Below are 20086 nucleotides of genomic sequence, written 5' to 3'. Positions count from 1 at the left end.
GCCCCGCCGAACCGGCCCTCCGCGCGTCTCCCGGCCGGCGCCGGACATAAATGCGTTGCCGCCCGGCACCACCCCCCGTAGCTTCTTCCACGGCCCTGTTGTCGCCGATCGGAGAAAGCCGTTGCTCGTCTGAGGTCCTCAAGACACCGTGCTCCGCAGTGAGGCAGTCGACCTGCTCCTGCGTCGAGCCGTGTGCGACCTCGGCACCGAGCCGCTCTCCCGCGACCAGGGCCCTCCGCGTAGCCGAACGCGTCCGGCCCTTCGTCGACCTCCGCTCTCATCGCCGCTGCCGCACCCGTCCCCGGTGTCTCCACGTGGTGCCCCTCGCTCAGCGCAACCTCTGGAGGCCTGCATGACTCATTCCGCCACCCCGTCCGTCACCTGCTCCGGACTCGCTTTCGCCTGGCCCGACGGAACCCCCGTCTTCGAGGACTTCGACCTGTCGGTGGGGCCGGGCCGTACGGGACTCATCGGGCTGAACGGCTCCGGAAAGTCCACCCTGCTGCGGCTGATGGCCGGGGAACTGACCCCTGCGGCGGGCCGCATCCGTACGTCCGGCGACGTCGGACATCTGCCGCAGAACCTCGTCCTCGACACCGGACTCCGGGTCGACGACGCCCTCGGTATCGCGGCCACGCGGGTGGCGCTGCACGCCATCGAGGCGGGCGACGCGAGCGAGGAGAACTTCGCCGTGGTCGGCGACGACTGGGACGTCGAGGAACGCGCCCGCGCGACCCTGGACGGCCTGGGGCTCGGCCGGATCGGACTCGATCGCACCATCGGCGAGGTCTCGGGCGGCGAGTCCGTCCTGCTCCGCCTGGCCGCCCTGCTGCTGCGGCGGCCGGACGTCCTGCTGCTCGACGAGCCGACCAACAACCTGGACCTGGCGGCGCGGCGGCGGCTCTACGACGCGGTGGCGTCCTGGCCGGGCCTGATGATCGTGGTCAGCCACGACCGCGAACTGCTCGAACGGGTCGACCAGATCGCCGATCTGCGCGGCGGCGAGGTGACCTGGTACGGCGGGAACTTCGACGCGTACGAGGAGGCGCTCGCCGTCGAGCAGGAGGCGGCCGAACGCATGGTCCGGGTGGCCGAGGCCGATGTGAAGCGGCAGAAACGCGAACTGGCGGACGCCCACGTCAAGTTGGCCCGGCGCGTGCGCTACGGCCAGAAGATGTACGAGATCAAGCGCGAGCCGCGGTCCGTGATGAAGCTGCGCAAGCGGTCGGCCCAGGAGTCCGCGGGCAAGCACCGCATCATGCACACGGAGAAGCTGGAGGAGGCGAAGGAACGGCTCGACGAGGCGGCGGAAGCCGTACGCGACGACGACGAGATCCGTGTCGATCTCCCGCACACGGCGGTCCCCGCGGGCAGGACCGTGCTGACCGTGCGCGATCTGGAACTCCGTCACGGCGTCGCCCGCGTGCCCGCCTTCGAGATCCGCGGCCCCGAACGGATCGCCCTGGTGGGGCGGAACGGCGCCGGGAAGTCGACCCTGCTGCGGACGATCGCGGGCGAGATCGGACCGGTGCGCGGCGAGGCGGACGCGCAGGTGCCGGTGCGGTATCTGCCGCAGCGGCTGGACATCCTCGACGACACGCTGACGGTCGCCGAGAACGTGGCCCGCTTCGCGCCGGAGGCGACCAACAACCGCATCCGCGCGCGCCTCGCCCGCTTCCTCTTCCGCGGCGCGCGTGCTGACCGAACCGCGGGCACCCTGTCGGGCGGCGAGCGCTTCCGCGCGTCCCTCGCCTCCCTGATGCTCGCGGAGCCCGCCCCGCAGCTCCTCATGCTGGACGAGCCCACCAACAACCTCGACATGGCGTCGGTGCGCAAGCTGACGGCGGCTCTGGAGTCGTACGAGGGCGCGCTGCTCGTGGCGAGCCACGACGTGCCGTTCCTGGAGGAGATCGGGATCACGCGGTGGATGCGGATGGACGGGGAGTTGACCCAGGTGGAGGCGGACGAGGTGTGACGCGGCGTCATATGGCGTCCGCGGCGGGAGGGCGGACGGCGAGGGACCTCCGCCCCGAGTGCTCCCTGATCGCTCGCCCCCCGGCGCGTGACCACGCGCCGGGGGGCGACGTCGTAGGAATCTCCGGGCCCGTCGAGTAGCGTCCGCTCGCGAAGATCATCGTTGGCGACGGCAGTCAAGCCGCCCCTGTCACCTGCCGCGACGGAGCTCCGCACATGACGACCCTCACCTTCGACCTCTACATCCGCGCCACCCCCGAGCAGGTCTGGCAGGCCCTCACGGATCCGGAACTGGTGCCGCGCTGGCGCTTCGGGATGTCGTTCGACACCGACTGGCGCACAGGCTCCCCGCTCACCAGCCGCGCCCCGGACGGGTCCGGCACCGTGACGCAGTGCCTCCCCGGGCGCCGGCTCGCCTACGACTGGATCCAGACCGACCAGCCCGAGTCCAACGGCGGTCACTCGTCGACCGTGATGTACGAGCTGGGGGCGATGGGCGCCATCACGCAACTCAGCGTCGTGCACAGCAACTTGGACCCGGAGGGGCTGTTCCTCAAGGTCGTGCAGCCGGGCTGGCCGATGCTGCTGTCCAGCCTCAAGACCCTCCTGGAGACGGGCGAACCCCTGCCCTTCCGCACGGGCGGCGCCTGACCGCTGCCGTTCGACAACGCGGCCCTCCGCGCTCAGCGGTCGACGCCCCTGCTCCGGGCGGCGCGCAACCCGCAGGATAGGAAGGCCGTATGACACACCTTCCCGTCTGCGGCCCGGAGGGCCCGCTGCGCGCCACGTCCGGCAGCCCCTCCCCCGCACCCGTACGAGCCGTGCTGTTCGACTTCTCCGGCACGCTGTTCCAGATACGGTCCTACGCCGACCGCATCCGCGCGGCCCTGCCCCGGCCGCCCGGGGAGAGCGAGATGGACGCCCTCCTCGACGGTCTGGAGGCAGGACTGTCCGACCCCGGCGTGGTGGCCGCCCAGCGGGGGCGCGACGTCTCCTCCGAGGCGCACCGCCACGCGTTCACCACCTGGTACGCGTCCGTGCCCGCCCTGGCCCCCTACGCCGAGGCGCTGTACGGGCAGTTGCGTACGCCGGAGCACTGGCTCCCGTACTCCGACGCGGAGGAGACCCTCGAACGGCTCGCCCGTCTCGGCATCGCGATGGGGGTGGTGAGCGACGTCGGCTGGGACCTGCGGCCGACGTTCGCCCACCACGGCCTCGACCGCTTCATCGGGTCCTGGATCCACTCCTACGAACACGACACCGAGAAGCCGGACCCGCGGCTCTTCCACCGTGCCTGCGGGCAGCTCGGCGCCGAGCCGGCGGAGACCCTGATGGTCGGCGACCACCCGGCGAAGGACGGCGGCGCGGCCGGAGCCGGTCTCCGGTCCTACGTGCTACCCGCCGGAGCGGCACCGGGCAGCCGACGAGGGCTGGACGCGGTGCTCCGTCTTGTCGCCCGGGGCGCGTGACCGCGGGCGGACGAACGGGGTGCCTGAGGGCGGCCCATGAACGCGGACCGATGTGCGCGGCCGCGCGGGGCCGGTCACCTGACCTCGGGCACGGTACGCAGGCTGCGCAGCGGCGACAGGAAGTTCGGGAGGAAGCTCGCTGTCATGCCGGCGGTGCCGAGCCACAGGGTGGCCGTCGCGCCCAAGGCAGAGCCGGACAGGCCGCCCAGGACTCCCCCCAGAGGAAGGCAGCCCCAGGACACGAATCGGACGGTCGCACTCATCCGGCCCAGGAGCCGATGGGGCGTGAGCGCCTGCTGGAGGCTGGACTGAGCCACAACGCGGACAACTCCGCCCAGCGAAAGGGCCGCAAGTCCGGCCGTCGCCACGTACACGCTCCACCCGGTTCGCGCCAACGGCATCAGCGCGGTCAGCGGACAGGTGACCAGGGGCGCAAGCCAGATGACCGGCCCTTGTCCGACCTTTTCCGAGACCGTGGCGGCCAGCAGTGCGCCCACCAGCGCCCCGCATCCCATTACCGACAGAGTGAGGCCCATTCCCAAGGAACCGAGGCCCGTTTCCCTCTCCAGGTGGACCAGCAACATGGTCTGATACATGACCAGGAAGAGGTTGAAGAGCGCGTCCCCCAGCATGGTTGCGCGGAGGACGGGCTGCCGCAGAACGAACGTCAGCCCCTCACTGATCTCTCGGCGCAATCGAGGACCGGCAACACGCGGCTCCGCCTTCTGTTCGCGGGCACGGATCCTCATCGCGAGCACACCCGATACGGCCATCCCCGCCGAACTCACCAGGAGTGTCGCGGGAGCTCCGGCCCAGCCGACCAGCGGTCCCGCCACCGCCGGGCCACTGATACTCGTCACCGAACGGATGGCAGAGAGTCGTGAGTTTCCCTCGACCAGGCGTCCGCGTCCCACCAGGTGCGGCAGAAAGCTGACGTAGGCGACATCGAAGAAGACGGTCAGCACTCCATGAGCCAAAGCGACTGCGTAGAGCCACCAGATGGTCAGCAGGTCCGCCCACCACGTCATCGGTATCGCCAGGAGGACGAGCGCTCTCACAAGGTCGGTGCAGATCATCACCGATCGCTTCCGCATGCGGTCCACCCAGGCACCTGCTGGCAGTCCGATCAGGAGTGACCCCGCGGTGGTCATCGCCGTCAGCAGTCCGACGTGGAACTCGTCAGCGTTCAGCCCCACGATGGCGACCAGGGGCAAGGCCAGGAAAATGATGCGATCGCCCAACTGGCCGAGGGCGGTGGCGGCGAACAGATGCCGGAAATCCGGATCGCGGAGGAGTCCGGGCCGGGAAGGTGATGACATGCGAGGCAGCTCCACTCTTCGGCTGTGCTGTTTCGCGTGACGGATTCGACGGCTACGGCTGGTCGACGCCGAACTCGTAGGCCACTTCCCGGCGCACGTCCGGAATGACGATGTCGGCGGTTTCCACCGGACGCCCGCCGGTGTCGTGGATGGTCCGCTCGATGTGGAGCACCAGGTCCCCGACGCTGATTCCCAGCAGGTTGGCCTGTGCACGGGTGGCGCGGGCCGGGCGCGGCAGCTCCACGACGGTGCCGATGTCCACCCCGATGGAGCGCATGCGCACGACGACGCCCTTTCCCGCGAGGGGACCCATCTCGGGCAGGACGATCGGCGTTTCGTCCGTGACGGCCATCGGCTCCCATGATTCGGAGAGCTGGACGGGCTGGCCGTCGGCGAGGAACTCGTAGTGCGTGTTGACGCAGAGGTCTCCGGGACGGATTGCGAGCCGCTCTGCGATCCCCTCAGGGGCGGGGACACGCACCTGGCTATGGGTGTCCCAGGCGCCCGCCCTGCCCCGCTCCTTCACCCTGTCGAGGGAGGAGGGGCCGCCTCCGACGTCGCGGTGCCGCGAACGGATCATCCGCAGACGCTCGCGCGGCGCGCGGACGTAGGTGCCCGAGCCCGCCCGCCCTTCGAGGAGGCCCGCGATGATCAAGCCGTCCACGGCCCTCTGCATCACGTTGCGCCCGACCCCGTACTCCCCGGCGAGCTTCGCCCGGGACGGCAGGCGCTCCCCGATCTCCCATTCTCCGGCGAGAATCCGTGCGCGCAGCCGGTCGGCCACGGCACGGTACGGCGCCTCTCGGGGCATGGGAACTCTCCAATGGTGCTACTGCACGCAGCTCGTGATTCCAGGCGGTACGGGCAAGCTACGACACCGGGTGAAAGCTACTGGAGCAGGACTACGCCCCGTACTCGAGCGGCCGCGACGGTCCATGCGACATGCATCGGCGGGAACTGCGGGCCGTCGTAAATGGTTCGACGGCGAGAGTTCGGTTCGGCAGGGTTTCGTCATGGCAGCGCATATCTGGCCCCTCTACGGGCTTCGCATCACGACCCCGCGTCTCGAACTGCTCCTGCCGGATGTGGAACTGCTCGGCGCGCTCGCCGACGTGGCGGCCGAGGGTGTGCACGATCCGGCGGAGATGCCGTTCTCCGTGCCGTGGACGGACGGCGGGCCCGAGGCGCGCGCTCGCGGGACGTTTCAGCATGTGCTCAGGACGGTGGCGGAATGGCGGCCCGACGACTGGACGCTGAGCCTCGCGGTTCTGAGCGAGGGTCAGGTGGTCGGACGGCAGGACGTATCGGCACAGGACTTCGCCGTGACCAGGGAGGCCACGTCCGGCTCCTGGCTGGGGTCCGTCCACCAGGGCAACGGCATCGGCACCGAAATGCGGGCCGCCGTCACGCACTTCGCCTTCGCGGGGCTGGGCGCCCGCTGGATGACATCGGCCGCCATGACCGACAACCGGCGCTCACTCGGTGTCTCGCGGCGTATCGGCTACCGCGACGATGGACTGACGACCGCCTCCGTACGCGGACAGGCGCGGGTTCTGCAACGGCTGCGGCTGGACCGCGCCGACTGGGAGGCACGCCGCACCGTGCCGGTCGAGGTCCACGGACTGGAGCCGTGCCGCGCGCTGTTCGGCCTGTGACGACACGCCGTACCGGCGGAACCGCTCCGCGTACTCTGGCGTGGGGAGAGGCAGAGACCCTTGGGGTCGTTGCCAGGGGCGGGGCGGGGGGAGAACTGTGGCCGGATCGGACTGGGGATCGAGGTCGGGGCCAGGGTCGAGTTCGGAGTCCGGACGAGGGGCGGGACCAGGCTCGAGTTCGGAGTCCGGGCGAGGGGCGGGACCAGGCTCGAGTTCGGGGTCCGGGCGGGGGTCGCGACCGGGAGCGGAACCAGGGGTGCCGGATCGCGTCGCCGAATTCGCCGCGTTCCTCCGCTCGTTGAAGGAGCGGACGGGGCGCAGCTACGGTGCGCTCGCCGCCCGGCTCCATGTCAGCACCTCGACGCTGCACCGCTATTGCAACGGTGACGCGGTCCCCGCCGAGTACGCGCCGGTGGAGCGGTTCGCCCGGCTGTGCGCCGCGGACACGAATGAGCTGATGCACCTCCACCGCCTCTGGATCCTGGCGGAAGCGGCCCGTCGCGATCCGGGGAAGCCGGTCGCGGCGCGCGGCGCGGAGCCGTTGACCGCGACGTCGGGCGAGGCGGACGCGGCCGACGCGGAACCGCCGAGCACGCACCTGTCCGGCGTTGAGTCGCCGAGCACAAACCCGTCCGGCCCGGCAGCGGTCGGCGCGATCCCCTCGGGTGCCGACTCCGACGCCTCCCGTACGCGTCCGCCCACACCCACGCATCCGTCCAAGCCCACGCATCCGTCCGAGCCCGCACCCACGCCCGCGCCCGCGACGCCCTCCGCGCGCCCGCGCGAAAAGCTCAGGCTCCGGCTCGCGGCCAGCTCCTCCACCCCGCCCGCCTCCCCGCGCCCCCGCGTTCCCGGCGCGTCCACCCCGGCCGTCAAGACAGCCACCGGAGCCGACGGACGGCCGCAGCGCCACTGGCCCGGACTCGTGGGAGGGGCCGTCGCCCTCGCCGTGTTCGCGGCCCTCACCGCCACGCATCTGACAGGTTCCCGCGACGAGCGGTCGCCACGGGACGTCGCCGCCTCCGCGCACGCGCCTCAGGCGGTCACGAATCCCCGGGGTACCGCCCGCGCCGTCGCCGACGACGACACGACGAGCGGCACGTCCGCGTCCCCGTCCCGAACCGGCGGCGGCCGGGACGGCAAGGGCTCCGAGGGCACCGGGGAGTCCGGCCGCGAGGAGCACGCGAGTGGCGGCCGGGACGGGACGAGCCGGGCGGCGCCGCTGTCCATGACGACCCGGTCGCACGTATGGGAGAACGGCTGCGACCACCGCTATCTCGTCGACAGGTCGCCGTCCCGCGTACCGCCGCCGCCCGTCGAACAGGACGCGCCCACCTGGGCCTCCGCGCAGCGGGCCGTCCACGGCGCCACCACCAACGTGGAGGTGACCCTGCAGGGCACCTCATCCGAGGCCGTCGTGCTCCAGGAGCTCCACGTCCGCGTCGTGAGCCGCGACAGGCCCTTGGCCTGGTCGTCCTTCGCCATGGAGAACGGCTGCGGCGGGGCCCTCACCCCGGCCGCCTTCGCCGTGGACCTGGACGCCTCGCGCCCGCTGGCCCGTCCCACCGACGGCTACGACGGGGTGTCCGACAAGCCGCTGCCCGCCGTACGCCTCCCCTACCGCGTCTCGGCCACCGACCCGCTCGTGCTCCTCGTCAACGCCCGTACCGCGGGCTGCTCCTGCCGCTGGTTCCTCGAGCTCGACTGGACGAGCCGGGGCCGCAAGGGGACGGTGCGCATCGACGACGGCGGCCGGCCGTTCCGTACGAGCAGTGTCAAGGGCCGTCCGGAGTACGGCTATGCGCTCGACACGCGGACGTGGACTCGCGCCCCTTCATGACGCGGAACGGCCGGCGGACGGCTCAGGCCGACGGGCGCTGATCGCGCCACTCCTGGACGACCGTCTCGACGTCGAAGGGGACCAGATTCAGCGGAGGACCGGCCAGCGGCGTCCTGATCGCTTCACGGATGCGGTCGTTGATGTCCGCGACGATCCTCCGCACCTCGGGCTCGGAGGCCGCCTCGAGCGCCGCCGCGCGCGCCTCGTACGCCTCCTTGCGCACGGCGAGCGTCGGCGGCAGGGCCATGCCGCCCTCGTCGTGCATCTTCTTCTTGATCCACCACTCTTCGTCGTACGGGGCGTTCGCGTCGGCCAGGGGCTTGCCCGCGCCGGGCAGATTGTCGAAAGCGCCGCGCTCCGTCGCTTCCCTGATCTGCTTGTCGACCCACGACTCGAAGGGGACGCCAGGTGGCTTGCGCTCCGTCATGGGCCCATTGTCCCTCATACGCCCTTACGGGACACGAACGGGTGCCCCGCCCCCGGCGGGCGCTGTGACGGCGAGCCGCCGCCCGTGCGCCCAGCGCCGTTCCAGCCCCTCCAGCAGCGTGCCGAGTCGCCCTGCCGCGCCGACCGGCGTGCGCGCTCGGCCAGTTCACGCATGGGCCGCGGACCCGGAAGCGGGTCGAGAGCGGCGGGAGCAGTTCGTCCACGTGGTCGGGCGGGTCCCGCGGGATCCGTGTCACGCCGGGGATTCTCCGCGGCGTGCGGGCCGCGGCGGTGGAGGATGAGCCACGTCGCAGTTCAGGATGGGTGCACGGACCCGAGGGAGCCGCCCGAGGGTAGGAGCGGGTACTCCGGGTACGAGCCGATCGCGGTCCACGGCTCATGCCCGCCACCCGCCCGCCGAAGCACCCGCAACACCGGCAACACCCGCACCCCGCGTCGACCGTGAACCGCCGAACCGTCCGAGCCCGTCCACCCGCCGAACCGTCCGAGCCCGCCCCCCGTAGCACCCACACCCCCACACCCCCGTACCGCCCGCCCGCGTCCCCCACACACCCAAGGGAGCACCCGTGCCCAGCAAGAAGGCGCTGATCCGCCGTCCCAGTCCGCGTCTCGCCGAGGGCATCGTCACCCACATCGAACGCGCGCCGGTCGACTACAGCCGCGCGCTGAACCAGTGGGAGGCGTACGTGGGGGCGCTCCAGACCCACGGCTGGGAGCCGTTCGAGGTCGAGCCCGCGCACGACTGCCCGGACAGCGTGTTCATCGAGGACACGGTGGTCCTCTTCCGGAACGTCGCCCTGATCGCCCGCCCCGGCGCGGACACCCGCAAGCCCGAGACGGCGGAGGTCGAGGAGGCCGTCGCGCGGATGGGCTGCTCGATCAACTGGGTCTGGGATCCGGGCACGCTCGACGGCGGCGACGTCCTCAAGGTCGGCGACACGATCTACGTGGGGCGGGGCGGGCGGACGAACGCCGCCGGAGTCCAGCAGCTCCGTGCCGCCTTCGAGCCGCTGGGCGCCCGGGTGATCGCGGTGCCCGTCAGCAGGGTGCTGCATCTGAAGTCCGCGGTGACGGCGCTGCCGGACGGGACCGTGATCGGGCACGCGCCGCTGGTGGACGACCCGTCGGTCTTCCCGCACTTCCTGCCCGTCCCGGAGGAGAACGGGGCGCACGTGGTGCTGCTGGGCGGCGGCAAGCTGCTGATGTCGGCGAACGCGCCGAAGAGCGCGGAGCTGCTGGGCGGTCTCGGTTACGACGTCGTACCGGTGGACATCAGCGAGTTCGAGAAGCTGGAAGGCTGCGTGACCTGCCTGTCCGTGCGGATGCGGGACCTCTACCGGTAACGGCCGGGGCGCGGAACGTAGGGGACATCAATCCACGTACCGCATGGAGCAGATCCTCTGCACAGTTCACTCATAGCCGGACGAAGCGTACGCAGGCATGGCCTTGAACTTATCGGGGCTTTAACCTACGGCTTCGTAACCTACGCTGCCGTAGCTGTTTTGCATGCCCCGGCATGTCCGCGCACGTCCCCAGGAGTCGCCGTGACTTTCAGCCCCACCCCTCTCGTACCGTCGTCGGAGGCGTGGAGCGACGCCCGGTTGCTGTACGCCCTGGAAGAGGTCGTCGAGACCGAGCTGAACCGCCACCTCAAGGTGGCGAAGGAATGGATGCCGCACGAGTACGTGCCGTGGAGTGACGGCCGGAACTTCGACGGCCCGCTCGACGGCGACCCGTGGGCGCCGGAGCAGTCGAAGGTTACCGACATCGGGCGGATAGCCCTCGTGGTGAACCTGCTCACCGAGGACAACCTCCCCAGCTACCACCACGAGATCGCCACGCTCTTCGGCCGCGACGGCGCCTGGGGCCAGTGGGTCCACCGCTGGACGGCCGAGGAGGGCCGGCACGGCATCGTCATGCGCGACTACCTGCTCACGTCCCGGGCCGTGGACCCGGTGGAGCTGGAGCGGTTCCGCATGGCCCACATGTCGGAGGGGTTCGAGTCCGACAACCGGCACAGCATGCTGCACTCCGTCGCCTACGTGGCCTTCCAGGAGCTGGCGACCCGCATCTCGCACCGCAACACCGGCCACCATGCCGGCGACCCGGTGTGCGACCGGATGCTGGCGCGGATCGCCACCGACGAGAACCTGCACATGATCTTCTACCGGAACCTCCTGGGGAAGGCCTTCGAGCTGGCCCCCGACCAGACCATGTCCGCCGTCCGCGACGTCGTCGTGAACTTCCGCATGCCCGGCCACGGCATGCCCGGCTTCGAGCGCGCGGCCGCCCAGATGGCCATCGGAGGCATCTACAACCTCCGCATCCACCACGACGACGTCCTGCAGCCCGTCCTGCGCTTCCTGAAGGTGCTGGAGATCTCCGGCCTCGGGCCCGAGGGCTTGAAGGCGCAGGAGGAGCTGGGCCTGTTCATGGGCGGTCTGGACGACCAGGCGACGAAGTTCGACGAGCGCCGCGCGGCGCTGCTCGCGCGCCGCGCGGCCCGCACCAAGTCGGCCTGACCACAAGCCCGCAGCGGTACTGCGGTCGCGCTGTACGGCTGTACGGGCGTGCTGCCGATGCATCCGTCCGTCACGTGCCGGTGAGGGACAGCTCGGCCCACACCGTCTTGCCGACGGGCACCCGCGGCTCCACGCCCCAGCGGTCGGTGAGAGCGGCGACGAGCAGAAGTCCGCGCCCGGACTCGGCGTACGGATCCACGCAACCGGATCCGGCGCCCGGTCCGGGCGCTTTCTCGTCCCGCGCGTCGCACAGCTCGATCCGCAGGAGAGGCGGACAGTCGGGCCCGGCGGCGAGCGTGAGACCGAGCGCGAAGTCCCGCCCGGGGACGCGGCCGTGACGCACCGCGTTCGCGGCCAGCTCGGACACGACGAGCGCGACGGCCTCGGACGCCGCCCCGCCGTGCGCCCAGCCCCACGCGGCGAGCTGCCGTACTGCGGAGACGCGCGCGCGTCGCGCCCCGCGCGGGGTGGAGCTGAACCGCTGGCTGAACCTCGTTGCCGGGAGGGTGATTTCGGGCTTCATGTCACCGAGCGTGGTCGACCCGTCGTAGCCTGACCAGCACGGCAGCCGGTACACTGCGTGCGTGTACGGGCGCGGAGGGTTGCGTGTCCGTCCCGGCGGGCGCAACCGGGGGCGGGGCGCGGCATACGAGACGGTGAGCGGCATGGTGACGGACGACCGGGGTCGCGAGGAGCGCCCGGAACCCTCGGAGGGCGCGGACGACGCGGCGGATCTCTTCCGCGCCGTCGGCAAGCAGTTGAAGCTCCTGCGGGAGCGCAACGGGCTGACGCAGAAGGAGCTGGGCGACCGGCTGGGGTACAGCGAGGACACGATCTCCTCCCTGGAACGCGGCCGCCGCACGCCCCAGCCGGAGTTCCTGGACGCGGCGGACGAATTCCTGGGCGCGGGCGGCCTGTTGAAGACGGCGAAGGACGACGTCGCCCGAGCGGGAACGAAGGCCCGCGTCCGCCACCCGGCCTGGTTCCGCGACTACGCCCGCCTGGAGTCGGAGGCGGTCGAGTTGAACTTCTACAGCACGCTGACCGTCCCGGGATTGCTCCAGACCGAGGCATACGCGCGCACCATCTTCACCGCTCGGCAACCCCTCTTGGACGACGAGACCATTGAGCAACGAACGACTGCCCGATCGGTACGTCAGGAGCTTCTGACTCGATGGCCCTCGCCGATGGTCTCCGCAGTTGTTGAGGAATCCGTACTCAGGCGCCTTGTTGGCGGACGAGCAGTCCAACAAGAACAACGGGAACACCTGTTGCGACTGGGCGGACTCCGCAGCATTTCGATCCAGGTGCTGCCTCTCGACTGTGAGGGCCACGGCGGGCTGGAAGGTCCATTCATCCTGTTGACCCCCAAGAGGCGGCAGCAGGTTGCCTATGTAGAGGTACAGAGCATCAGCCGCCTTATTACCGACCCTGAGGAGGTCCGTATCATGGCGGCACGCTACGGCAGCATCAGGGCGCAGGCACTGGCACCCAGGGAGTCCCTGACCCTGATTCAGAAGATGCTGGGAGAACTATGAACGTCGAATCGACCGAGCTCACCTGGCGCAAGAGCAGCTACAGCGGCGGAGACGGCGGCGAGTGCGTCGAGGTCGCCGTCTCGTGGCGCAAGAGCAGCCACAGCAGTGGCGAAGGCGGAGCATGCGTCGAGGTCGCCACCTGCCCCGGCACCGTGCACGTACGGGACTCCAAGGATCCGCACGGCCCACAGCTCGCCTTCACCCCCGACTCCTGGGCCGCCTTCGTGGAGTTCGCCGCACGGCGCTGACCTCCCCCGCGCCCCCGGCGCGTACGGCCCGGCAGGCCGTACGCGCGGAGTATCGTCGCGGCGGTGAGGGCGGCGCAGTCCTCACCGCCATGCCGCGACGAGCCCGCGAGGTCCGCGATGAGAAAGATCGTCCTGTTCCTGGGGATGTCCCTCGACGGCTACTTCGAGGGGCCGAACCGCGAGATCGACTGGCATCAGGTCGACGACGAGCTGCATCGCCACATGAACGAGACGATCCGGGCCATGGGCGGCATCCTCGCCGGGCGCATCACCCACGAGCTCATGGCCGCGTACTGGCCGACCGTCGACGCCGATCCCTCCGTGAGCGAGACGGAGCTGGACTTCGCCGGGATCTGGCGGGAGATGCCGAAGATCGTGTACTCCCGGACCATGGAGGACACGACCGACTGGAACACCACGGTCAAGCGTGAGGTCGTCGTCGAGGAGATCGAGGAGCTGAAGGCCCAGCCGGGCGGCGACCTGGTGGTGGGCGGCCCGGACCTCGCGGAGACGTTCCGGCGGCACGATCTGATCGACGAGTACCAGATCTACGTCCACCCGGTGCTGCTGGGCCGGGGCAGGCCGCTGTTCCACGAGTCGGACGTCACGGTCGGCCTCCGGCTCATCGAGAGCCGTACGTTCGGCAACGGCGTGGTCATGCTCCGCTACGAGCGGCTCGGGCCGCTCGCGCGCTGATCATCGTCCGCCCGCGGATCACCGGGGTTCCGGGGCCTCAGGGCCGCCCGAAGCCGAAAACGGCACATCTTGCGCATACAACCCCCGCTCATCAGACTTGCAAGCAGGTGCGTCGCCGCTCGCCGCGCCGTGTGACCGATTCCCCGGGGATGATCCGATGGACCCAGCGGGCCCGGACAGTGCGCAGATCGCCGTGGGGATGCTGGACCAGCACGGGCACGTGGTCTCCTGGGGCCGCGACGCGCAGCAGCTGATGGGGTACCGCGCCGAGGACATGGAGGGGCGCCCGCTGGCGGGGCTGCTGGCGGACGGGTACGCGATCACCTCCGAGGACCTGGTCCGCGGCGGGTACGCGGGGAGCGTGGCGCTGCGGCATCGCGACGGGGGCACGGTGCAGGCGGAGTTCGTCGTCCGGCCGTGGGAGGACCACGACGGTCCGGTCCGCGCGGTGTGGCTGATCCGGCTGACGCCGTGGAGCCGCGACGGCGGGACCGATCTCGTCGAGTGGGGCTTCGAGCAGATCCCGTTCACCGGCGGCATCCACGATCTCGAACTGCGGCTGACGCAGGTCAACGAGCACGCCTGCCGCGCATGGAATCTGCCGCGCAGCGAGATGCTCGGCAAGGGACCGGACGATCTGCTGCCGCCCGATGTGGGACCCGAGGTCACGGCGCTCATGAGGCGGGCCGTACGTACCGGGGAATCGGTGTCGATGGAGACGTTCCTGCGGCTGCCGGGCGGGCCGGAGGGGCATGCCTGGGTCCAGCACTTCACTCCGCTCAAGGACCCCGACGGGCAGGTCCGCGCGCTGTATTCGCTGGGCATCGACATCACCGCCGAGTACCTGGCCCGCCGGCGGCTGGCTCTCCTCAGCCGGGCGGGCAGAACCGTCGGCAGCAGCCTGAACACGGAGCGCACGGCGCACGAACTGGCCGAGGCCCTCGTACCGGAGCTGGCCGACCTCGTCACCGTCGACCTGCTGACGTCCGTCCTGTCCGGGCAGGAGCCGGGGACGACGACGCTCCGCGCCGACTCGGTCACCCTGCGGCGCACCGCGCAGCTGTCCACGATCGACGGCTGTCCCGAGGCGACGCTGCAGCTGGGCGATGTGGAGCGGTACCCGGAGTTCGCGCCGCACGCGCGGGCGGTGAAGACCGGCCGCGCGGTGCTCAGCGACCCCCGGCACGACATCGGCTTCGAGTGGTGGGTCGCGCTCGAACCGCTGCGGGCCGAGCGGGCCGCCGAGTATCCGCTCCACTCCGCAATGACGGTCCCCCTGCGTGCCCGCGGCACGACCTTCGGTGTGGCGTTCATCGGCCGCCACCGGACCCGGGAGCCGTTCGACTCCGACGACCTGCTCCTGGCCGAGGAGATGGCGGCGCGGGCGGCGGTGTGCGTGGACAACGGCCTGCGCTACTCCCGGCAGCGCGCCACCGCCCTCGCCCTGCAGCACAGCCTGCTGCCGCGGCGGCTGCCCCGCCGCAGCGCCCTCGACGTGGCCTCACGCTATCTGCCCGGGGACACCAGCCTGGGCGTGGGCGGCGACTGGTTCGACGTGATCCCGCTCTCCGGTGCCCGGGTCGCCCTCGTGGTGGGCGACGTCGTGGGGCGCGGGGTGCACGCGTCGGCGACCATGGGGCGGCTGCGCACCGCCGTCCGCACGCTCTCCGACGTCGAGTTGCCGCCGGACGAACTGCTCACCCACCTCGACGACCAGGTGGCCCACCCGGTCGACCCCGACGAGACGCACGCCCTGCCCGAGGCGGACACCGGTGAGGGGGCGACCTGTCTGTACGCGGTGTACGACCCGGTCTCCCGCCGATGTTCCCTGGCCTGCGCGGGCCACCCGCCGCCGGTCCTCGTACGCCCCGACGGCAAGGTGGAACTGCTGGAGATGCCACCCAGCCTGCCCCTCGGGGTGGGCGGACTGCCGTTCGAGAGCATGGAGGTCGAGGTCCCGGACGACAGCACGCTGTTCCTCTACACCGACGGCCTGATGGACCGCGACCGTGATGTCGACCAGTGGCTGGACCAGCTCTGCCGGACCCTGGGGACGGCGGCCGAGTCGGGCACCTCACTGGACAGCGTGTGCGACGCGGTGCTCTCCGCGCTGCTGCCCGACCGTCCCGATGACGTGGCCCTGCTCGTCGCCCGTACGCACGCGTTCCCCGCCTGGCGCGTGGCCACCTGGGAGTTCCCCGCCTACCCCGTGGTGGTGTCCGAGGCGCGGGACCGCACGATCCGTCAGCTGAAGGAATGGGGCCTGGACGAGGCCGCGTTCACCACCGAACTCGTGGTGAGCGAACTGGTCACCAACGCCATCCGGTACGGCGCCGGGCCGGTGCGGCTCCGCCTCATCTGGGGCGACACCCTGATCTGCGAGGTGTCGGACGGCAGCGCCACGGCGCCGCATCTGCGCCGCGCGGGCACCACGGACGAGGGCGGCCGCGGGCTGTTCCTCATCTCCCAGGTCAGCCGCCGCTGGGGCACCCGGCACACGCCCCACGGCAAGGTCATCTGGGCGGATCAGGCCGTCGACCACCCGGGCGCGGCGGCATGAACGGTCCCTGGCAGCACGGGTGTTGAGCAGGGGCGGGCGAGCGCGTCAGGGGCGGCTGCCGACGGCCTTGCGGTGGGCCAGGATCTCCAGGACCTGCTCGCCCCAGCGCAAGTTCTCCTCCTCGAAGGCCCGCCCCCGCATCAGCGTCAGATACGGGCCGATCCGCTCCGCGGTGCTCAGGTACTCCTCCTCGCTGCGGCCGTCGAGAAGGATCTCGCGCAGCCGGTCGTAGCGGGCGAGCTTGCCGCGGGCCCACTCCATGCGCTCCTCGACCAGGGCGCGGGCCGCGTCCTGGTCGCTCTCGTCCACGGCCTGGATCTTGACGAGGAACTCGTCCCGGATGGTGGTGGGGCGGGGCGGCGTGACCGCGAACGTGCGCAGGTCCTCGCGGCCCTCCTCGGTGAGCGTGAACATCCGCTTGTTGGGCCGCCGTTCCTGCTGGACGACCCGCGCGGCGATGAGGCCGTCGCCCGCCAGCCGTTCGAGCTCGCGGTAGAGCTGCTGCGGTGTGGCCTGCCAGAAGTTGGCCATCGAGGCGTCGAAGCGCTTCGCCAGGTCGTACCCGGACGCCTCGCCCTCCAGGAGCGCCGCCAGAACCGCGTACTTCAGAGACATCTGGACACGCTATCACTTCCGTGATTACTCTCTCCCACACCTAGTCGCAAAGTTGAATACCTCTCGACCAGGACTCCCGTACCCCCGCGGCCCCGTACCCCGCGACCTAAGTCTCCCGAGTGGAGGAGCCGACCATGCACCCGTTCCGCAAGGCCGTCGAGGCCGGTGACCACGACGCGGTGAGCGACCTGCTGGCCGAGGACGTCGTCTTCACCAGCCCGGTCGCGTTCCGCCCGTACCCCGGGAAGGCGATCACCGCCGCGATCCTGCGCGGCGTCTCCCGCGTCTTCGAGGACTTCCGCTACGTCCGCGAGATCGCCGGCGCCGACGGCCGTGACCACGCCCTGGTCTTCACCGCCCGCGTCGGCGAACGGGAGATCACCGGCTGCGACTTCCTGCACACCGACGAGAACGGCCTCATCGACGACTTCATGGTGATGGTCCGTCCGCTGTCCGCCGCCCAGGCCCTGTCCGAGGCCATGGGCGCCCAGTTCGAGCAGATCAAGCGGGACGCGGAGGGGGCGTGAACGACTACGACGCGATCGTCATCGGCGCGGGCAACGCCGGCCTGACCGCCGCCGCCACACTTCAACGCGGCGGCGCCCGCACCCTGTTGGTGGAGCGGCACACCGTACCGGGCGGCTGCGCCACCTCCTTCCGGCGCGGCCGGTTCGAGTTCGAGGTCGCCCTGCACCAGCTCTCCGGGATCGGCGCGCCCGGGCAGGCGTTCTCGCTGCGCGAGCTGCTGACCCGGCTGGACGTCGCCGACCGGCTGGAGTTCGTCGAGGAGCGCGATCTGTACCGCGCGGTGGTGCCCGGCGTGTACGACGTGACCCTGCCCGCCGACTGGGCGGGTGCGGCCGACGCGCTGGAGGCGGCCTTCCCCGGCAACCGGTCCCGCGTCGAGCGGTTCTTCGAGCTGGTGCGCACCGTCACCTTCTGGCAGGTGGCCGCGCGGGGCGGCACCCCCGGGGAGCAGGTCGACCCGGTGCTCTTCCGGCAGGCGCTGAGGCCGTACAAGGACGTGCTGGACGAGCACTTCGACGACGAGCGCCTGAAATGCGTCCTCGGCACGTACTGGGGCTATCTCGGACTGCCGCCCTCCCGGCTGCCGTTCCAGGACCTGGCGCTCGTCCTGTTCGCGTACTTCGAGTTCAAGCCGTGGCACATACGCGGCGGTTCGCAGATGATGTCGCGCGCCCTGCTCGACTCCTTCCTCCGAGCGGGCGGCGAGGTCCGCCTGGGCACCGCCGTCGACGCCGTCCTGACCCGCCACGGCCGGGCCGTCGGCGTACGCCTGGACACCGGCGACGAGGTGAGCGCGGCCGATGTCGTCTCCAACGCCTCCCTGCCCACCACCTACGGCATGCTCGAAGGCACCTCCCTGCCGCCCGCCGTCGCCCGCGACCTCGGCTCGCGGCGCGTCGGGGTGTCCGGCTTCGTCCTGCACATGGGCCTCGACGCCACTCCCGAGGTGCTGGGCTTCACCACCAGCACCACCTTCGTCAACGCCGACCTGGACGACGACCGCACCTTCGCGTCGATGCGCACGCGTCAGCCGGCGCGGTCCATCGTGGCCTCCTCGTACGACGTCGAGCCGATCGGCTTCGCACCGGCCGGCGCCTCGCACGTCAGCCTGATGACGCTTCAGTACGCCGACGCCTGGCAGGCACTCCCGCCGCAGGACTACGCCCGCGCCAAGTTCGCCTACGCCGAGACCCTGCTGGACCTTCTGGAGAAGGCGACCCCGGGGGTACGGGACGCGATCGAGGAGGTCGACGTCGCCACCCCGCTGACGATGATGCGCTACCTCGGGCACCCCGGCGGGGCCTTCTACGGATACGAACAGGACGCCACCGAGGGCTGGTTGTTCCGCGACAGCGACCGCGAGAGCCACGTCCCCGGGCTCCACCTCGCCGGCGCGTGGACGGGCATGGGCGGCTTCCAGCCCACCCTCACCGCCGGTGCTGACGCCGCCCGACGCGTGCTGGAGACCACGGCCGCCGCCTGACCCGGCCGCTTCCCGGAGGGATACCCCATGCATCACCCCATCGCCCCGCTCTTCGACGGACACGAAGAGATCCGGGCCGAGATCGACGGCCGCGCGGCACAGCCCGTCGCGCGCACCGCGGACGTCGACGCCTACCACCCGCGGCGCCTCACCCTGACCGTGGCGGAGATCATCACCGAGACGGCGAGCACGAAGACGTTCCGCGTCCGACGCGAGGACGGCCGCCCGCTGCCGCCCTTCCTCGCGGGCCAGTACGTGGGCGTCTTCGCGGACGGCACCAGCAGGCCGTACGCGATGTCCTCCAGCCCGGCCCGGGCCGACCACTACGACCTGACGGTGCGACGGGTCGCGTCAGGACGGATCAGCAACCACCTCATCGACACGCTCGCCGTCGGCGACCGGCTCACCACCACCGGCCCCATGGGCACGTTCCACCACAACCCGCTCTTCCACGGCGAGGACGTCGTCTTCCTCGCCGGCGGCTCCGGGGTCGTCCCGGCGATGAGCATGATCCGCGACATCGCCGACCACGCCCTGCCGCGCCGCTTCCACCTGATCTACGGGTCCCGCAGAGCCGACGACATCATCTTCCGGGCCGAGTTGGACGCGATCGAAACCCGGCACCCGGGGATCCGCGTGGACCATGTCGTCCTCGAAGGAGACCCGCTCGGCGCAGGCCCGTCCGGGCTCCTGACCGCGGAGACGATCGAGGCGCTGGCCGGCCCCCTGGACGGGCGGATGGTCTACGTCTGCGGTCCGCAGGCCCTCTACCCGTACGCGCTGGAACAGCTCACCCTCCTCGGCCACCCCCGCCGCCGGATCCGCTTCGAGGCGAACGGCGCGCCCGCCCGTCCCGAGGCACAGCCGCACTGGCCCGCCGGGACCGACCCGGAGGAGGAGGTGACGGTCACGGCCGGCGGGACGTCGTTCCGTACGCCCCGGAACCGTCCGCTCCTGGACGCGCTGGAGGACCGCGGCATCCGCCCGGAGGCCGCGTGCCGGTCGGGCGAGTGCGGGCTGTGCGTGGTCCGCGTGGTGAAGGGCGAGGTGCACGCGGCCGAGGAGGCCCGACTCCGCATGTCCGACGGGCCGTTCGGCTGGACGCACAGCTGCGTCGCCTACCCGCTGACGGATACGGAGATCGACGTCTGACCTCGTCGGGGGGCGGCAGAGGCCAGGAACGAGGCCGCGG

General features: G+C 71.2%; 19 protein-coding genes. 14 read left to right on the top strand and 5 right to left on the bottom strand.

Annotated features, from left to right (window positions below):
• Window positions 1-352 precede the first annotated feature (352 nt).
• The 3 genes from ABZ822_RS27060 to ABZ822_RS27050 all read left to right on the top strand — a co-directional run bounded on the left by ABZ822_RS27060 (window position 353) and on the right by ABZ822_RS27050 (window position 3443).
• Complete coding sequence (locus ABZ822_RS27060) at window positions 353-1975, top strand: ABC-F family ATP-binding cassette domain-containing protein (protein ID WP_360859588.1); 1623 nt, start codon at window positions 353-355, stop codon at window positions 1973-1975.
• 215 nt (window positions 1976-2190) lie between these two features.
• On the top strand, window positions 2191-2625 hold the full coding sequence (locus ABZ822_RS27055; protein ID WP_360859584.1) for an SRPBCC domain-containing protein: 435 nt from the start codon (window positions 2191-2193) through the stop codon (window positions 2623-2625).
• Between the two features lie 89 nt (window positions 2626-2714).
• Window positions 2715-3443 (top strand): HAD-IA family hydrolase, encoded by a 729-nt coding sequence (locus ABZ822_RS27050; RefSeq protein WP_360859581.1) that lies wholly within the window; start codon window positions 2715-2717, stop codon window positions 3441-3443.
• 74 nt (window positions 3444-3517) lie between these two features.
• On the opposite strand, the gene ABZ822_RS27045 is transcribed toward ABZ822_RS27050, so the two are convergent.
• A complete protein-coding gene (locus ABZ822_RS27045; protein WP_360859578.1) occupies window positions 3518-4762 on the bottom strand; it encodes an MFS transporter in 1245 nt (414 codons plus the stop codon).
• Window positions 4763-4814: 52 nt separating this feature from the next.
• Window positions 4815-5573 (bottom strand): GntR family transcriptional regulator, encoded by a 759-nt coding sequence (locus ABZ822_RS27040; RefSeq protein ID WP_360859575.1) that lies wholly within the window; start codon window positions 5571-5573, stop codon window positions 4815-4817.
• 202 nt (window positions 5574-5775) lie between these two features.
• Here ABZ822_RS27040 and ABZ822_RS27035 point away from each other — a divergent pair, with 202 nt between their 5' ends.
• Window positions 5776-6417 carry a GNAT family protein gene (locus ABZ822_RS27035; RefSeq protein ID WP_360859572.1) on the top strand — a complete coding sequence of 214 codons (642 nt, stop codon included), beginning with the start codon at window positions 5776-5778 and terminating at the stop codon, window positions 6415-6417.
• 256 nt (window positions 6418-6673) lie between these two features.
• Window positions 6674-8257 (top strand): helix-turn-helix domain-containing protein, encoded by a 1584-nt coding sequence (locus ABZ822_RS27030; RefSeq protein WP_360859569.1) that lies wholly within the window; start codon window positions 6674-6676, stop codon window positions 8255-8257.
• A gap of 22 nt (window positions 8258-8279) precedes the next feature.
• Here the strand turns inward: ABZ822_RS27030 and ABZ822_RS27025 are convergent, their stop codons facing one another.
• On the bottom strand, window positions 8280-8684 hold the full coding sequence (locus tag ABZ822_RS27025) for a DUF1992 domain-containing protein (protein ID WP_360859566.1): 405 nt from the start codon (window positions 8682-8684) through the stop codon (window positions 8280-8282).
• Window positions 8685-9270: 586 nt separating this feature from the next.
• Here ABZ822_RS27025 and ddaH point away from each other — a divergent pair.
• Complete coding sequence (gene ddaH, locus ABZ822_RS27020; RefSeq protein WP_360859563.1) at window positions 9271-10047, top strand: dimethylargininase; 777 nt, start codon at window positions 9271-9273, stop codon at window positions 10045-10047.
• A 201-nt stretch (window positions 10048-10248) separates the two neighbouring features.
• Complete coding sequence (locus tag ABZ822_RS27015; RefSeq protein ID WP_360859560.1) at window positions 10249-11226, top strand: acyl-ACP desaturase; 978 nt, start codon at window positions 10249-10251, stop codon at window positions 11224-11226.
• A 70-nt stretch (window positions 11227-11296) separates the two neighbouring features.
• Here the strand turns inward: ABZ822_RS27015 and ABZ822_RS27010 are convergent, their stop codons facing one another.
• A complete protein-coding gene (locus ABZ822_RS27010) occupies window positions 11297-11749 on the bottom strand; it encodes an ATP-binding protein (RefSeq protein WP_360859557.1) in 453 nt (150 codons plus the stop codon).
• A gap of 142 nt (window positions 11750-11891) precedes the next feature.
• Here ABZ822_RS27010 and ABZ822_RS27005 point away from each other — a divergent pair, with 142 nt between their 5' ends.
• From ABZ822_RS27005 to ABZ822_RS26990, 4 genes are all read left to right on the top strand, one after another.
• Window positions 11892-12764 (top strand): helix-turn-helix transcriptional regulator, encoded by an 873-nt coding sequence (locus ABZ822_RS27005; protein WP_360859554.1) that lies wholly within the window; start codon window positions 11892-11894, stop codon window positions 12762-12764.
• Entirely contained in the window at window positions 12761-13012 is a 252-nt protein-coding gene (locus tag ABZ822_RS27000) for a DUF397 domain-containing protein (protein WP_360859551.1), read from the top strand. The genes ABZ822_RS27005 and ABZ822_RS27000 overlap by 4 nt, the downstream gene beginning before the upstream one ends.
• A 117-nt stretch (window positions 13013-13129) precedes the next feature.
• On the top strand, window positions 13130-13708 hold the full coding sequence (locus ABZ822_RS26995) for a dihydrofolate reductase family protein (protein ID WP_360859548.1): 579 nt from the start codon (window positions 13130-13132) through the stop codon (window positions 13706-13708).
• 157 nt (window positions 13709-13865) lie between these two features.
• The gene (locus ABZ822_RS26990; protein WP_360859545.1) at window positions 13866-16268 is read left to right on the top strand and encodes a SpoIIE family protein phosphatase; all 2403 of its coding nucleotides are present in this window, start codon (window positions 13866-13868) and stop codon (window positions 16266-16268) included.
• Between the two features lie 45 nt (window positions 16269-16313).
• Here the strand turns inward: ABZ822_RS26990 and ABZ822_RS26985 are convergent, their stop codons facing one another.
• Entirely contained in the window at window positions 16314-16883 is a 570-nt protein-coding gene (locus ABZ822_RS26985; protein WP_360859542.1) for a PadR family transcriptional regulator, read from the bottom strand.
• A 134-nt stretch (window positions 16884-17017) separates the two neighbouring features.
• Here ABZ822_RS26985 and ABZ822_RS26980 point away from each other — a divergent pair, with 134 nt between their 5' ends.
• Genes ABZ822_RS26980 through ABZ822_RS26970 form a run of 3 tightly spaced genes read left to right on the top strand, consistent with a single transcriptional unit; the run spans window position 17018 to window position 20046 of the window.
• Complete coding sequence (locus ABZ822_RS26980) at window positions 17018-17410, top strand: nuclear transport factor 2 family protein (protein WP_360859539.1); 393 nt, start codon at window positions 17018-17020, stop codon at window positions 17408-17410.
• On the top strand, window positions 17407-18894 hold the full coding sequence (locus ABZ822_RS26975) for an NAD(P)/FAD-dependent oxidoreductase (RefSeq protein WP_360859536.1): 1488 nt from the start codon (window positions 17407-17409) through the stop codon (window positions 18892-18894). The genes ABZ822_RS26980 and ABZ822_RS26975 overlap by 4 nt, the downstream gene beginning before the upstream one ends.
• 27 nt (window positions 18895-18921) lie before the next feature.
• Window positions 18922-20046, top strand: coding sequence for an FAD-binding oxidoreductase (locus tag ABZ822_RS26970; RefSeq protein WP_360859533.1), 1125 nt, complete (start codon window positions 18922-18924; stop codon window positions 20044-20046).
• Window positions 20047-20086: the final 40 nt, after the last annotated feature.

The sequence above is a fragment of the Streptomyces sp. NPDC047108 genome (genome assembly GCF_040643575.1).
Taxonomy (GTDB): domain Bacteria; phylum Actinomycetota; class Actinomycetes; order Streptomycetales; family Streptomycetaceae; genus Streptomyces.
Note: the sequence above shows the minus strand (reverse complement) of the source record. Positions and strands in the feature narration are given on the sequence as shown.

Coding starts and splice junctions, on each gene's coding strand:
- ABZ822_RS26980 (WP_360859539.1), top strand. CDS start 17,018: ATGCACCCGTTCCGCAAGGCCGTCGAGGCCGGTGACCACGACGCGGTG.
- ABZ822_RS27055 (WP_360859584.1), top strand. CDS start 2,191: ATGACGACCCTCACCTTCGACCTCTACATCCGCGCCACCCCCGAGCAG.
- ABZ822_RS27040 (WP_360859575.1), bottom strand. CDS start 5,573: ATGCCCCGAGAGGCGCCGTACCGTGCCGTGGCCGACCGGCTGCGCGCA.
- ABZ822_RS27000 (WP_360859551.1), top strand. CDS start 12,761: ATGAACGTCGAATCGACCGAGCTCACCTGGCGCAAGAGCAGCTACAGC.
- ABZ822_RS27035 (WP_360859572.1), top strand. CDS start 5,776: ATGGCAGCGCATATCTGGCCCCTCTACGGGCTTCGCATCACGACCCCG.
- ABZ822_RS26985 (WP_360859542.1), bottom strand. CDS start 16,883: ATGTCTCTGAAGTACGCGGTTCTGGCGGCGCTCCTGGAGGGCGAGGCG.
- ABZ822_RS27005 (WP_360859554.1), top strand. CDS start 11,892: ATGGTGACGGACGACCGGGGTCGCGAGGAGCGCCCGGAACCCTCGGAG.
- ABZ822_RS26970 (WP_360859533.1), top strand. CDS start 18,922: ATGCATCACCCCATCGCCCCGCTCTTCGACGGACACGAAGAGATCCGG.
- ABZ822_RS27060 (WP_360859588.1), top strand. CDS start 353: ATGACTCATTCCGCCACCCCGTCCGTCACCTGCTCCGGACTCGCTTTC.
- ABZ822_RS27045 (WP_360859578.1), bottom strand. CDS start 4,762: ATGTCATCACCTTCCCGGCCCGGACTCCTCCGCGATCCGGATTTCCGG.
- ABZ822_RS26995 (WP_360859548.1), top strand. CDS start 13,130: ATGAGAAAGATCGTCCTGTTCCTGGGGATGTCCCTCGACGGCTACTTC.
- ABZ822_RS27010 (WP_360859557.1), bottom strand. CDS start 11,749: ATGAAGCCCGAAATCACCCTCCCGGCAACGAGGTTCAGCCAGCGGTTC.
- ABZ822_RS27025 (WP_360859566.1), bottom strand. CDS start 8,684: ATGACGGAGCGCAAGCCACCTGGCGTCCCCTTCGAGTCGTGGGTCGAC.
- ABZ822_RS27050 (WP_360859581.1), top strand. CDS start 2,715: ATGACACACCTTCCCGTCTGCGGCCCGGAGGGCCCGCTGCGCGCCACG.
- ABZ822_RS26990 (WP_360859545.1), top strand. CDS start 13,866: ATGGACCCAGCGGGCCCGGACAGTGCGCAGATCGCCGTGGGGATGCTG.